The following is a 14560-nucleotide window of genomic DNA, read 5'->3' as shown; positions in this document are numbered from 1 at the left end:
ATGAGGCTTGAAAAGGACAAAATGCAATTTCCTGTTGATTAAGCGTAACGCTGCGCAAGCTCGGCAAAGGCGTCACCTCTGGCCATAAAGTTTTTAAACTGATCAAAACTGGCACAAGCAGGCGAAAGCATCACCATATCACCACGACGCAGCTGCGGTTTGATCGATACGATAATCTCTTCCATCGATGAATAGAACTGAGCCGATGGATGCAGTGGCATGAATTGCCTACCGTCAACGCCAAAACAGCACAGTTTTACGTTCAATGTTTTTAGTATCGGTGCTAATGGCGAGAAATCAGCGCCCTTGCCAACGCCCCCCACAAGCAGATACAAAGTCCCTTGGCAATTTAACCCCGACAACGCCGCTTGAGTGCTTGCGACATTGGTCGCTTTCGAGTCATTGACCCATTTTACGCCGTGATTATCAGCAACAACCTGACAACGATGTGTCAGCCCGCGGTAAGATTTCAATGCATCAAGCGCAGATGAGTAATCAACACCCGCCAAATCGAGCAGTGCGAGCACAGTGAGCACGTTAGCACTATTGTGTCGTCCCACTAAGCTGAGTTCTTCGCTTGCTAACAATGGCGTGCCTTTCGCCACTAAGAACGATTTGCCATCAATCATTTGCGTGCAATAGTCCGCGTCATGTTCAACGGAAAAACGTGCGATGTGACCTGAAAATGAGGGAGGTTCCGTCTGGCTATCATCGGCGTTCACGACCGCCGCTTGCGCATACTTAAAAATGCGCAATTTAGCTTGGCGATACGATTCCATACCATCGTAGCGATCCATATGATCTTCAGTCAGATTGAGAAAGGCAGCAGAGACGAGTTTTAAACTTGAGGTCGTTTCCAGCTGGAAGCTTGAGAGCTCCAGCACATAAAGATCGGCCTCTTGCTGAAGTAGATCTAAAGCAGGCACACCAATATTGCCGCCAACGGCAACCTTAAGCCCAGCAGCTTTAGCAAGTACTCCGGTTAAATCCGTCACTGTGCTCTTGCCGTTGGCTCCTGTGATAGCGATAACAGGCTTATCCACCTGCCAAGCAAAGAGCTCAATATCGCCCACCACGGGAATATGTTGTGCTAACGCCTGTTGAATCTCTGGCGTAGCTAAAGCAATGCCCGGATTAGTAACAATCAGGTCAGCGTCAAATAACCAAGCTTGGTTCCAGCCGCCACAATGTAGCTCAACTTGCGAGTTTAAATGCTCTCGACCTGGCGGGTTTTCCCGCGTGTCGATCACCTTAATCGTGAGCGAGCGATCTAAGCTCAAAAGGTAGTTAACCACCGAGAGACCCGTCATACCCAGCCCCACGACCACCACATTATTAACAGTTTGCCAACGATCCATCTTCATTCCATTCAACACCGTTTTGCTCTATCACTAGCGCACTTTTAGTGTAGCCAAACCCACTAACACCAACACAATTGAGATAATCCAAAAACGGACGATCACGCGTGGTTCTGGCCAACCTTTCAATTCATAGTGGTGATGGATAGGAGCCATCCGGAAAATACGTTGACCACGCAATTTGTAGGAACCGACTTGTAAAATCACCGACAAGGTTTCCATCACAAACACGCCACCCATGATCACTAACACAAACTCTTGACGAACCAACACCGCAATTGTACCGAGTGCACCGCCTAGAGCGAGTGAACCCACATCGCCCATAAAGACTTGCGCAGGATAAGTGTTGAACCACAGAAAACCTAAACCGGCCCCCACAATTGCAGTACACACCACCACCAACTCTGAGGCATAAGGAACATAAGGAATATGCAGATAACTGGCGAAATTGACGTTCCCAGTTGCCCATGCAATCACAGCAAAACCAGCAGCAACCAAAACAGTCGGCATGATGGCTAAACCATCCAGACCATCGGTTAAGTTCACCGCGTTACTGGTTCCGACGATGACAAAATAGGTCAGCACAATGTAGAGCAAGCCCAGTTGCGGCATCACATCTTTAAAGAAAGGCACCACAAGCTGAGTAGCTGCGGTATCGTTGCCATGTGCATAGAGAGCAAACGCCACTATTAACGCAATGGCCGACTGCCAAAAGTATTTCCAGCGTGCGATCAATCCATCACTATTTTTACGCACCACTTTGCGATAATCATCCACAAAACCGACGACGCCATAACCAAGCAGCACCGCGAGTACAGCCCACACGTAAGGGTTTGAGAGATCAGTCCACAGCAGTACGGTAATAATGATAGAGGCGAGGATCATCACTCCGCCCATGGTTGGCGTACCGCGCTTACTAAAATGTGATTCTGGGCCGTCGTTCCGCACTACTTGACCAATTTGCAGTAGTTGCAAACGTTTAATCAAGCGCGGCCCCATCCATAACGACAGAGCAAGTGCGGTTAAAATACTGACGATGGCCCGAAATGAGAGATATTCGAACAGACGAAAAAAAGAGAAGTATGGCTGGAGTAGATCCGCGAGCCAAATAATCATGAGTATTTCTCCTTAAGAGCAGCCACAATTTTACTCATACCCGCACTGTTTGCACCTTTGACAAGTAAGGTATGAGACTCTTGATCGAATTGTGATAATTGCTGCTCGATATAAGCAATCATGTCCGCATGGCTTTCAAAATGGAGGCCATGGCATAGGTCACTGATCACTTTTGCATCGCGACCGTAAGTAAGGACATAGTCAAACTGGAATGGTGCAGCATGTTCACCGACTTGACGATGAAGTGCAAGGCTTTCATCGCCCAACTCAGCCATATTACCTAAAATTAACCAACGCCTTGCAGAGAAAGTGTTAAGTAGATCAACCGCCGCTTTCATCGCTGGAACACTGGCATTGTAACTGTCATCAATCAGTTTCACAGTCGAGCTCAATTGGGTGACATCAACACGCCCTTTCACCTGAGCTAGATGCGCAAGTCCGTACTGCACCTCTTCAAGATTCGCCCCCAACTCAATGGCTAATGCCGCCGCCGCCAACGCATTGGAAACGTTATGTTCACCCACAATATTGAGCCCAATATCAATATGACCGACGGGTGTGATCATTTCAAACTGGGCTTCACCTTGTTCATTAAGCCTAATACCACGGGCGTAAAAATCTGCCATTTGACGGCTAGAAAAGGTTTTAACGGTTTTGTCCGCTAAAATAGCGCTCCACCGCTCACCACCGTGGCTTTCTAAATTAATAATGGCTGTCGAACCTGAAGCAAGGCCTTGATAAATTTCACCTTTCGCCTGTTTTACGCCCTCAATTGAGCCAAAACCTTCCAGATGCGCCGCGGCAACATTGTTCACTAATGCGACATCTGGCTTCACTAAAGAGGTGGTATAAGCAATTTCACCAATATGGTTCGCCCCTAACTCAATCACCGCATACGCATCATTAAGATCAGAGCGAAGCAGAGTGAGCGGCACGCCGATATCATTATTAAAATTGCCAGCAGTAAAGAGCACACGCCCTTTGGCTGATAAAATATTTGCCACCATTTCTTTGACTGTGGTTTTACCACAACTGCCTGTAATCGCAGCGGTCGGTGTTTGACACTGTTGGTGAACCCAAGCGCCAAGCTGGCCTAACGCCTGTTTGGTGTCGGTGACCACCAGTTGAGGAACCGAAACCGCCAAAGGGCGCTGAACCAATAACGCCTTTGCACCAGACGCAACTGCTTGTGCAGCAAACTCATGAGCATCAAATTTATCCCCGACCAAAGCAACAAAGAGCGCACCGGGTTTGATTTGACGTGTGTCGGTCGAGACCTCAGACACGGTGACATCACAACCAACCAATTGTGCATGCAAAACGTGCGTCAATTGCTGTAAAGAGACTTCTATCATGCACTTATCTCCAGTAAAGTTTGCGCCGTTTCGCGATCCGAATAGTGGATAGTTTGATGGGCCATCACTTGATAATCTTCATGCCCTTTGCCTGCCAATAAAATGATGTCTTGCTGATCAGCATGTTGCAGGGCGTATTGCACGGCAGCGTAACGATTGTGTTCAACGTGTGCGCGACTTGCAAACTCAAGCCCTGCCATCATATCTTGTACAATGCCTGCCGGTTTTTCGCTACGAGGGTTATCGTCGGTCAAAATGACCTTATCGGCGCAGCGCTCTGCAATTTCGGCCATCATCGGGCGTTTGCCTTTATCACGGTCGCCACCACAACCAAAAATCGCCCATAGCTGACCTTGGCAATGAACGCGAAGTGCTAATAGTGCTTTTTCCAAAGCATCAGGCGTGTGTGCATAATCGACGACGATCTTCGCACGATTTGGCGCTTGAAAGAGCTCCATTCGCCCTAAGACTGGCTGCAGTTGAGAAGCCGTTGTCATCAAGGCTTGTTTATCAAAACCTAAAGTCAGCATAGTGGCAAACGCGAGTAGAAGATTGCTGGCGTTAAATTCGCCAATCAACGGCACGCTCAATTCACCTTGACCATAGTAGCCGTCGAAGGTTAATGAAATACCATTATCACTGTAAGAGACCGAGCTCGCCCACAGCGCTTTAGCGCATTGCGGTTGCTGTTTTAAAGAGACGGCAATCGGTGCTTTCAGCTGTGCTAACCAACTCACACCCACCGCATCGTCGGCATTAATGACAGCGTGTTGGCAGTGATGAGCGCTAAATAAGGAGAGCTTTGCTTTGGCGTACTCTTCCATGGTGCCATGATAATCGAGATGATCGCGGCTTAAGTTAGAAAACACGCCCACAGCGAACTTCAATGCTTGAACTCGCCCTTGAACTAATCCGTGCGAAGAGACTTCCAGCGCAGTATAGCGAGCGCCCTGCTGCGCTAATTGATAGAGTGTTTCTTGGACCTCAATGGCATTACCTGTGGTATTGGCGGCAGGCTGTAAATGGTTGAGAAAACCATTCCCCGTCGTCCCCAGCACCGCCGCTTTCTCGCCCAACAAGTCAATCCACTGCGCAATTAATTGAGTAATGGTGGTTTTACCGTTGGTTCCCGTAACCCCAATCAACGTGTTAGTCTTCGAACGATAAAGCCGCGATGCCAGTTGAGATAGATGTTGGTTTAGATCAGCAAGGTAAATCACTAACACGCCATTGACGGTAGTCATACTGCCATGCGGATGCTGCCCACACGCTTGAGCCAATACCAGATTCGCCCCAGCTTGAGTGGCGTTATCAATAAACTGCCTTCCGTCGATGGCATGGCCGACCACTGCAATAAAGGTATCATTGGGTGATATTTTACGGCTATCGAGCACTAAACGAGTCACCGACAACGTTGAAATAGAATGGCCATCGAGGTCAAGCCAAGGGGCGATGAGATCTTGTAAACACATACTCGGCGTCATTGTGCTTCTCTCTTAATTATTTTTGGAATCGATTTTCATCAGGAGCGACATTGAGGATCTGCAACGCTCCTTTCATTATTTCGGCAAAGACAGGGCCGGCAACGGAACCACCATAATATAAGTCACCTTGAGGTTCATTCACCATCACCACTAACGAGACTCGAGGGTCGCTCACTGGAGCCACTCCTGCCGTGTAAGCAAAATATTCATCACCATAACCGCCGGCAATCGCTTTGCGCGAAGTGCCTGACTTGGCCGCAATACGATAGCCCGGAACCGCGGCTTGAGTTGCTGTGCCACCGGGTTGGGTAACGGTTTCTAACATTTCCAACACTTTCTTAGCATTAGTTTTATCAACCACTTGGCGTGATAAATCTTGCTGGTTGCTGTCAATAATATGGATTGGTTGGTACTGACCTAAATTGCCTAAAGTGGCATAAGCATGAGCCAACTGAATGGGGGTAATTGACAAACCATAGCCAAATGCCAAGGTGGCAATTTCAAACGGTGACCAACGGCGGCGATTCGGGAAAATACCCAAAGTCTCACCGACGAGGTTTAAACCGGACATTTCACCAAGCCCTACAGAGGTATACATACCTAATAGAGCTTCGAGAGGCATTTCAAGCGCCAGCTTAGCCACTCCGATGTTACTCGATTTTTTCAGAATTAAGGTTAAATCGGCTTTGCCGACTTTTGAGGTATCACGCACTCGACTGCCGCCGATTTGCATGATGCCATTCCCTGTATCAATCACCGTTTTGTCATTCGCAACGCCATTTTCAAGCGCGGCCAATACTACAAAAGGTTTGACAGTTGAGCCCGGTTCAAAGGCGTCCGTGATCACGCGGTTACGCATTTTAAAACTTTGCCAATCGGAACGGTTATTGGGGTTGTATGAGGGAGCGTTAACCATCGCTAATACTGCACCCGTTTTCACGTCGAGCAAAATGGCCGATGCCGAAGTAGCACGATAGTCCGCCACAGCTTGCTTGACCGCACGAAAGGCGATCGCTTGCAAACGTTGGTCAATGGTCAACGCCAGTGGCTTGCCCTCTTCACGCTCTTCAAGCGAGATATTTTCCACCACTCGGCCATATCGATCTTTGCGGATCACCTGTTTGCCAGCTTCCCCCGTCAGCCATTTATCATAGCTGCGCTCAACCCCTTCTAAACCGTGGCCATCGATGCCCGTCACACCAATTAAGTGCGCACTCGCCTCACCGGCTGGATAGTAACGGCGAGATTCGGCCTTGAGCCCCACACCCGCTAATTTAAGTTCGCGAATATAATTGGCCATTGCAGGGCTAACTTGACGCTGCAAATAGATAAAACGGCGGGTTTGGTTCTCTTCAATTTTTTTCAGCAGCTCACTGCGCTTAATGCCTAACACATCAGCCAGTGCGTACCAGCGTTCACGTTCAACTAAGCCGCCGGCTTTAAAAATAGCTACAGGATCAGCCCATACTGCATCGACAGGAACACTGACTGCGAGAGGTTCACCATTACGATCTGAAATGATTCCGCGTGCCGATGGCAAGGTTTTGGCTCGGACAGAGCGCATATCCCCTTCGCGGATCAAATTATCCGGTTCGATAATTTGGATGAAAGCAACGCGCCCAACCAATAAAGCGAAAGCAACGAATACAAAAAAGAGGATGAGATAGAATCGCCAACGGATCAAAATAGGAGATGTCGCTTTTTCTTGACGAGGTGCCGCTTGGGCTTTGTCTTTGTTTTTTTTCATTTGAGCGTAATCACCACTTCTTTATCAGAATCAGGTCGCTTCATTTCCAGCTCTTGTTTGGCAAGATTCTGCACGCGGCTATGTTCTGCGAGGGCCGTTTCCTCAAGAATGAGGTTACGCCATTCATTATCGAGCCGCTCGCGCTCAACTAAGGTTTGATCTTTTTCTGAAATCGCCTGCCTAGAATGGTGGGTAATAAACACCACTCCCATCGCACTGGCAAAAATTAACATTAACAAAATAAGCGGCACTCGACCCACCGTAAACAGGTCAAGTGCAATCAGTTTGGTTAAGTTAGGCGGCGACTTAGACATGGACTACAGTTTTTCAGCAACTCGTAATACTGAGCTGCGTGAGCGGGGATTGAGTTCCACTTCTTCTTTAGTTGGCATAATCGCTTTCCCAACTGGTTTTAAGTTGGCTGAGCCCAATGCCTGAATTTGTATTTCTGTTAACGGCAAACCATGTGGAACCTCTGGGCCTTTACTCTCTTTACGAATAAAGCGTTTGACCATGCGATCTTCAAGCGAATGGAAACTGATCACCGATAAGCGCCCTTGTGGGGCTAAGATCTTAGCTGCGCCTTTTAATGCAGTGTCGATCTCTTCTAATTCACTATTGATATAGATACGAAATGCTTGAAATGAGCGCGTAGCCGGGTGTTTTTTCTCTTTAAAGCTTTTCGGCGCGGCTTCTGAAATCAGTTTAGCCAATTGACTGGTACGCGTCAGAGGCTCTTTTTCATCGTCTTCACGGTAAGCGACAATCGCTTTGGCAATACGGCGCGCGTGCTTGTCTTCACCAAATTCACGAATCACCCAAGTAATGTCGTCCAAATCGGCTTGCGCAAGCCACTGCGAGACAGGGATCCCTGACGTCGGGTCCATACGCATATCAAGCGGGCCATCTTTCATGAAGCTAAAACCGCGCTCGGCATCGTCCAACTGCGGCGAGGAAACGCCTAAATCAAGTAGTACTCCATCCACTTTCCCGACCAGATCGTAGCGCTCAGCGTATTGTGCCATGCCAGAAAATGGGCCATGGATGATAGTAAAACGCGGGTCGTTAATTTTTCCAGCTTCAGCAATCGCTTGTGGATCGCGATCTATGCTGTACAGACGACCATTGTCACCCAACTTAGAGAGAATTGTACGACTATGACCACCACGGCCAAACGTGCCGTCGATATAAATACCGTCTGGTTTGATAGCAAGGCCATCAATGGATTCATTCAGTAGTACAGAAATGTGTTGAAAAGGTTCAGTCATCGTTTTCTCATCGGGCTAAAGCTGAAATATAGCAATCGGCTACGGCGCAAGTATTCAGTTTACTGATTTAACGCCGCATCGCTACCACTTGACGTTGGCATCACGTGATATTGCGCTAAGTTTAGTGCTTACGAAATAATTTTCGTCAATAAAAAGCAAAAAACCCATCATAACCGCAAGAGTTATGATGGGTCTGCAATAGGTGGAGTTGACGTATAAGCCGGGTTCTGTTCCGCTTGCGCGGCAGTAGCCATTCGTCTAGGCCAGCAATCACTCACTGGCTCAAGCAACCTACCCGCTTCCTTACGCGAGCAACGCAATGTGGAAGCCTATTTGGTCTTGCTCCGGGTGGAGTTTACCTTGCTACGAACTGTTGCCAGACGCACGGTGCGCTCTTACCGCACCCTTTCACCCTTACCTGTGCCCATTCCGAAGAAATTGGGCCATCGGCGGTCTTCTCTCTGCTGCACTTGTCGTAGGCTTTCGCCCCCCAGGCGTTACCTGGCACCCTGCTCTATGGAGCCCGGACTTTCCTCCCCTCCATCAGTCTCCCCAGCACAAGGCTAAAGGACATCAATGAAGCAGCGACTACCCAGTCAACTCCGAGGGCGGATTGTATAGAGAAAGATAGGTACTGTCTAGGCTCAAACAACTTCTGTGTTTAATTCACGCTTAAGCGTTTAATTATCCATCGATTTAAAACATCAAGATGCCGCTGGCTAATTAAGCAGATAGGTTTTCAAGCCCCCACTTATAAAGGGCATTTTTCTTAAGGTTATAAATTTCAGCCGCCAATGCGGCCGCTTTTTTCAGAGGCAGCTCTTTTGTCAAAATCGCTAAACTGCGCAACGCTTCGTCTGGCAAGCTATCGTCCACGCTTTCTCTGTAACCATGGATCAGTAACACCATTTCACCACGCTTGCGGTTCTCATCTTCATTAATCCAATTAATCAGTTCGCCTAACGGCAAACCTTGAATCGTCTCGAAGGTTTTGGTGAGCTCGCGGGCTAGCACCACGTTACGATCTGGCCCTAAGATAGCTAACATATCTTGCAGTGATTCGCTAATTCGGTGTGGTGACTCATAAAAAATACAGGTGCGTTCAGCCTTAGCGATCTCTAGGAATTTATCTTTACGCCCTTTGCTTTTCGGCGGCAAAAAACCTTCAAAACTGAAACGATCAGAAGGCAAGCCTGATGCACTGAGCGCAGTAATCACAGCACAGGCGCCCGGAAGTGGCACAACTCTCACACCAGCTTGACGACATTGATTGACAAGATGGTACCCTGGATCACTGATCAGTGGCGTTCCTGCATCAGAAACCAACGCAATAGATTGCCCTGATAATAATTTATCGACTAACACTTGTGCTTTTTGCTGTTCGTTGTGATCATGCAAGGCAAAGGTTTTAGTCTGGATATTGAAGTGAGCGAGAAGTCTGCCAGTATGGCGTGTATCTTCCGCAGCGATAACATCAACACTTGAGAGTACTTCAATGGCTCGCTGGGTAATATCACCCAAATTGCCAATTGGCGTAGGAACAATGTAGAGAGTTGGGATCTCTGCTGGCAAGGTTTTGCTATCTGTCATTTGTTTACCATCACTTCAACGATTAATATAGAGACAATTTTACACGGAATAACGAAAGAACTCATGGCTATGAAGAACCATCCGAGACTCAGTGTACCACGCTTATTCACGCCCGTTGCATTAGCAATGGCTTTGGCGGCGTGTTCGTCTTCACCGTCGACGCCCACCTCAGTCGATATTACGCAAGATCCCACCAAGTCAGCGCAAACTTACTTGATGCAAGCAGATAGTAGCCAAGGTTCACTGCAAAATGATTGGTTGATCATGGCTCTTAAAGCCGCCATTAACGAAAACAACAGCGAACAAGCGCAACTGTTGATTATGCGCTTAGCCAAACAGTCGCTCTCTGAAGCGCAACAAGCTGAATGGCAAATGGCTAAGGCGCAGTTGTTGAGTAATGCGGAACAGTTTTCACAAGCGCTCTCTCAGCTTAATTTTCAGGCTTGGTGGAAGCTAAGCCCTGAAACATGGGCTCAATACCATCAAATGCGCGCCGATATTTTTACCGCGCTCAGCCGCCCTTTTGATTCAAGTAGGGAGCTTATTGCATTAAGCACTTACGTTGATGATGCCGAGCAAGAGGCGATTGCCGATCAAATTTGGCTCAATTTCAATCACTATAGCGAACGTGAAATTACCCAATTAAATCCAGAGCCTAACGAAAACGTGCTCGATGGCTGGCTACAACTGGCTATATATATGAAAACGCTCAATAGTAATATTCCGCAGTTGAAGAATACGCTCGAAAAATGGCTTGCGGAAAACAGCAATCACCCAGCGGCTCGTTATACGCCTAAAGCGATACAAGATATTCTAGCGCTGGAGATCATCAAGCCCACTAACACCGCGTTGTTACTTCCTCTTTCAGGAAAGTTTGCCACGCAAGCTCAACTGATCCGTGATGGCTTTATCATGGCGATGATGAATGACCGTAACCGTGACCTCAATGCTACCTTGACTGTGATTGATACCAATGCCGAAGACGCCGCGCTCATAGACAAGCAATTGATTGAAAAAAACATTGATTTCATTGTTGGGCCACTCATCAAAGAGAACATCGAGAATCTACATAAGCTTCAACAAGCACGCTTAGCTTCTATCCCTACGCTGGCGTTGAATATTCCAGACCAAATTGAAGATCATCCTAACACTTGCTATCTTGCACTTTCGCCAGAGCAAGAGGTTGAACAAGCCGCTAAGTATCTGTTTAGCCAAGGCTATCAATACCCTTTAATACTCGCTCCTCAAGGTAATTACGGCCAGCGTGTAGTAGAAGCGTTTAACGCAGAATGGCAAAAATACAGCAAGAATAAAGTATCGGTGAACCTATTTGGTGATAAGCGTCAATTGCAACGCAACATTAACTCAGTATTTGGTCTGCAAGATAGCCAACAAAATATCGCGCAAATGGATGCGTTGATGGGTATTGATTTACAAAGCCTGCCCCGCAGTCGTCGTGATATCGATTCGGTTTATATCGTGGCTAACAGCGCAGAATTGACTTTAATTAAACCCTTTATCGAGGTCGCAATTAACCCTGACACTAAGCCACCTAAACTGTTCTCAAACTCTCGTAGTAACAGTGGTAACACACAGTATGAAGACCTCTCTGGTGTAACTTATAGCGATATTCCATTACTCATTCATCCCAATTCAATGCTGGATAATGAAATGAACCAATTGTGGCCAAAGAACTCCAATAGCGAGCGACGCTTACAAGCATTAGGTATGGATGCTTATCAGTTAATGATTGAGTTACCACAAATGAAAGTCGTCGAGGGGTATAGTATCGATGGCAAAACAGGCACATTAAGTATTGATGAGCAATGCGTGGTACAGAGAGAGATCAGTTGGGCGGTGCATGGCGCTCTTTAGTCGCCGCGCAGTTGGTCAACAGTATGAAACCGCAGCCAAACACTATTTATTAGGTTGTGGTTTGGCTTTTATTGAACAAAACTTCAATACCAAAGTCGGTGAAATCGACCTCATTATGCGAGATAAAAACACCTTAGTGTTCGTAGAGGTTAAATACAGAAAAAACCAATGTCATGGGCATGCCGCAGAAATGGTTACTACCGCAAAAATGGCAAAGTTGATGAAAACCGCGAATTTATGGCTACTGAAACATGGCCTATCGCCCTATGACACCGATTTTCGTTTCGATGTGATCGCCATCCACCAAGATGTGCACCACATTGAGTGGATTAAAAACGCAATAACTCAAGGATAAACGATGCTCGACAGCATTAAAGACAGTTTTACCGAAAGCATCCAAATTCAAATTGCGGCTGCTGAAGCACTACCCCATGCGATCACGCATGCTGCACAAGCCATGGTGGCAACGCTACTTAACGGTCATAAAATTCTCTGTTGCGGTAATGGTGGCTCTTCGGCCAATGCCCAGCTTTTTTCTTCTTGCTTACTGAACCGTTTTGAAACTGAACGCCCGAGTTTACCCGCCATTGCATTAACCGCAGACAATACCACGTTAACCGCAGTTGCTAACGACTATCACTACCAAGAAATATTCTCGAAACAGGTACGTGCATTTGGTCAACCTGGTGATGTTTTGTTGGCTATTTCAACCAGTGGTAACAGCAAAAACATCATTAAAGCGATGGAAGCGGCTGTGACTCGTGATATGACGATTATCGCTCTCACAGGCAAAGACGGTGGAGAAATGGCTGGTCTTCTAGGTGAAAATGATGTGGAGATCCGCATCCCCTCGCAGCGGACGGCTCGAATCCATGAAGTTCATATGGTCACCCTACACTGCTTATGTGACTTGATTGATCAAGTCCTTTTCCCTTCTCATGAAGAATAGACAATGAATAGATTAAAACTTTCACTCATTCTACTGTTGAGCCTTGCTGTATCAGGTTGTGCAGGAGTTATCCTTGCTGGCGCGGCAACAACAGCGAGCCTAGTAACAGACCCTCGAACCACTCAAGAAATTTGGAATGATAATAACATCGAATTTGAAGTAGCAGGTATCGCCAATAAAGCCCCCTTTAACGGAAAAACTCGCATTACGGCCAGTTCTTATCAAGGGATTGTCGTGTTGATGGGACAAGCTGAAAACTCCGGATTACTCAATGAGTTTGAAAATAAAGCACGTAAGACAAAAGGGGTCAAAACCATTCATAATCAAGTCAGAATAAAAGCGCCTTTATCAATTGGCGAAATCAGTAACGACAGTTGGATTACGACTAAAGTAAAATCAGCGCTGTTGGCCAATTCTGAACTGAACACAATCAAAATCAAAGTAATCACAGAAAATAGAGAAGTATTTTTACTTGGCTATGTCTCGGCAGAACAGGCTAATCTAGCCAGTGATATTGCCCGAAACATATCAGGCGTAAAACAGGTGATTAAGGCATTTCAATACAGCGAATAACCTCGGTTATCCTTTGTTTTTTTTTAGAAAAAAAGCAGCGAATATCGCTGCTTTTTCGATCATGACTGCTTAATGTGTGAAAATGAGTTACTTAATAACTCTTAAGCTTGGTTTTCCCTTCGGCCGAGAGGTTTCTTGTGCTCGAGTCTCTAATAATTCCTCATCTTCTTGAGAAGCAACGCTTAACATCGGCTCTTGTTCAGATTCCTCTGTTATGCCCGCTTCTAGATAAGGGATATAAGCCTCTTCAGGTTCAAACATAGTACCTGCACCGTTTTCACGTGCATAGATAGCTTGCACTGCGTACAAAGGCACTATGACCGAATGAGGACGTCCACCAAAGCGAGCATTGAACGTAATAGCTTCATTACCAAGCTCAAGGTTACCTATCGCTCTTGGGGCAAGATTAAGGATAATTTGTCCATCTTGCACAAACTCCATCGGCACTCGTACACCTGTAAGAGTAGCATCCACAACAACATGAGGAGTCAATTCATTTTCTAATAGCCAATCATAAAATGCTCTAAGCATATAAGGTCGGCGAGGAGTCATTTGAGAGATATCCATCAAACTGCCTTAACGAACTAAACGCATCTCACGTTCAGCTTCTGTTAAAGAAGCCAAGAATGAATCACGCTCAAAAACACGATTCATATATACTTTAAGCTCTTTAGAGCCAGGACCAATCAGATCAATACCCAAAATAGGTAAGCGCCATAGTAATGGAGCTAAATAACAGTCAATGAGGCTAAACTCTTCACTCATGAAATATTCGTATTCCGCGAACACAGGACCAAGAGTAAGCAGATCATTGCGTAATTTATTACGAGCAGCTTCTGACTCTTCCGCATTGCCCTTCACGACTTTCTCAGCCAGTGAGTACCAGTTTTTCTCAATACGGTAAATCATCAAACGGCTATTACCACGAGCCACAGGATAAACAGGCATCAGCGGTGGATGAGGGAAACGCTCATCTAGGTATTCCATGATGATCTTTGAGTCATAAAGAGCAAGCTCACGATCAACTAACGTTGGTACTGTCTTATATGGGTTTAGCTCAATAAGGTCAGCTGGCAGATTGGTTTCATCAACTAATTCTACTTCAACACTGACACCTTTTTCCGCTAGAACAATACGTACCTGATGACTATACATATCAGATGCACTCGAAAATAGCGTCATCACAGAACGTTTATTGGCAGCTACAGCCATGGAGCCCTCCAGCACACTTACAGATATAAAAAC

14 protein-coding genes and 1 other RNA gene are annotated in these 14560 nt (G+C 46.6%); 4 read left to right on the top strand and 11 right to left on the bottom strand.

Translation table 11 applies throughout. The features are described 5' to 3' along the window. Positions 1-38 precede the first annotated feature (38 nt). The 9 genes from murD to rsmI form a co-directional block, all read right to left on the bottom strand. Positions 39-1376, bottom strand: a complete 1338-nt coding sequence (gene murD / locus DD616_RS07605; RefSeq protein ID WP_370685852.1) for a UDP-N-acetylmuramoyl-L-alanine--D-glutamate ligase — start codon at positions 1374-1376, stop codon at positions 39-41. Between the two features lie 15 nt (positions 1377-1391). After that, positions 1392-2474, bottom strand: coding sequence for a phospho-N-acetylmuramoyl-pentapeptide-transferase (gene mraY / locus DD616_RS07600; protein WP_017046513.1), 1083 nt, complete (start codon positions 2472-2474; stop codon positions 1392-1394). Then, positions 2471-3829 (bottom strand): UDP-N-acetylmuramoyl-tripeptide--D-alanyl-D-alanine ligase, encoded by a 1359-nt coding sequence (locus DD616_RS07595; protein ID WP_208872137.1) that lies wholly within the window; start codon positions 3827-3829, stop codon positions 2471-2473. The genes mraY and DD616_RS07595 overlap by 4 nt, the downstream gene beginning before the upstream one ends. Next, a complete protein-coding gene (gene murE, locus DD616_RS07590; RefSeq protein ID WP_208872136.1) occupies positions 3826-5313 on the bottom strand; it encodes a UDP-N-acetylmuramoyl-L-alanyl-D-glutamate--2,6-diaminopimelate ligase in 1488 nt (495 codons plus the stop codon). Before murE ends, DD616_RS07595 begins: the two co-directional genes overlap by 4 nt. Positions 5314-5329: 16 nt before the next feature. Further along, positions 5330-7060, bottom strand: coding sequence for a peptidoglycan glycosyltransferase FtsI (locus tag DD616_RS07585; RefSeq protein ID WP_013856076.1), 1731 nt, complete (start codon positions 7058-7060; stop codon positions 5330-5332). Then, positions 7057-7374 (bottom strand): cell division protein FtsL, encoded by a 318-nt coding sequence (ftsL, locus tag DD616_RS07580; protein ID WP_010318013.1) that lies wholly within the window; start codon positions 7372-7374, stop codon positions 7057-7059. Before ftsL ends, DD616_RS07585 begins: the two co-directional genes overlap by 4 nt. Positions 7375-7377: 3 nt before the next feature. Next, entirely contained in the window at positions 7378-8328 is a 951-nt protein-coding gene (rsmH, locus tag DD616_RS07575; protein WP_010318016.1) for a 16S rRNA (cytosine(1402)-N(4))-methyltransferase RsmH, read from the bottom strand. Between the two features lie 200 nt (positions 8329-8528). Continuing rightward, positions 8529-8932, bottom strand: an RNA gene (gene rnpB / locus DD616_RS07570) — RNase P RNA component class A. Between the two features lie 119 nt (positions 8933-9051). Beyond that, a complete protein-coding gene (gene rsmI, locus DD616_RS07565) occupies positions 9052-9918 on the bottom strand; it encodes a 16S rRNA (cytidine(1402)-2'-O)-methyltransferase (RefSeq protein WP_013856074.1) in 867 nt (288 codons plus the stop codon). 69 nt (positions 9919-9987) lie between these two features. On the opposite strand from rsmI, the gene DD616_RS07560 reads away from it, so the two are divergent. From DD616_RS07560 to DD616_RS07545, 4 genes are read left to right on the top strand one after another with little or no spacing between them, the layout of a single operon-like run. Then, on the top strand, positions 9988-11793 hold the full coding sequence (locus DD616_RS07560) for a penicillin-binding protein activator (protein ID WP_026027950.1): 1806 nt from the start codon (positions 9988-9990) through the stop codon (positions 11791-11793). Next, positions 11780-12148, top strand: coding sequence for a YraN family protein (locus DD616_RS07555; RefSeq protein WP_017046509.1), 369 nt, complete (start codon positions 11780-11782; stop codon positions 12146-12148). The genes DD616_RS07560 and DD616_RS07555 overlap by 14 nt, the downstream gene beginning before the upstream one ends. A 3-nt stretch (positions 12149-12151) precedes the next feature. Then, positions 12152-12742, top strand: a complete 591-nt coding sequence (locus DD616_RS07550) for a phosphoheptose isomerase (protein ID WP_010318025.1) — start codon at positions 12152-12154, stop codon at positions 12740-12742. Between the two features lie 3 nt (positions 12743-12745). Beyond that, the gene (locus DD616_RS07545; RefSeq protein ID WP_208872135.1) at positions 12746-13315 is read left to right on the top strand and encodes a BON domain-containing protein; all 570 of its coding nucleotides are present in this window, start codon (positions 12746-12748) and stop codon (positions 13313-13315) included. An 87-nt stretch (positions 13316-13402) separates the two neighbouring features. Here DD616_RS07545 and sspB read toward each other — a convergent pair whose 3' ends face one another. Beyond that, complete coding sequence (sspB, locus tag DD616_RS07540; protein ID WP_026027949.1) at positions 13403-13882, bottom strand: ClpXP protease specificity-enhancing factor; 480 nt, start codon at positions 13880-13882, stop codon at positions 13403-13405. 9 nt (positions 13883-13891) lie between these two features. Further along, positions 13892-14527 carry a stringent starvation protein SspA gene (gene sspA / locus DD616_RS07535; RefSeq protein WP_026027272.1) on the bottom strand — a complete coding sequence of 212 codons (636 nt, stop codon included), beginning with the start codon at positions 14525-14527 and terminating at the stop codon, positions 13892-13894. Between the last annotated feature and the right edge of the window lie 33 nt (positions 14528-14560).

This window comes from Vibrio anguillarum (assembly GCF_003390515.1).
GTDB lineage: Bacteria > Pseudomonadota > Gammaproteobacteria > Enterobacterales > Vibrionaceae > Vibrio > Vibrio anguillarum.
Note: the sequence above shows the minus strand (reverse complement) of the source record. Positions and strands in the feature narration are given on the sequence as shown.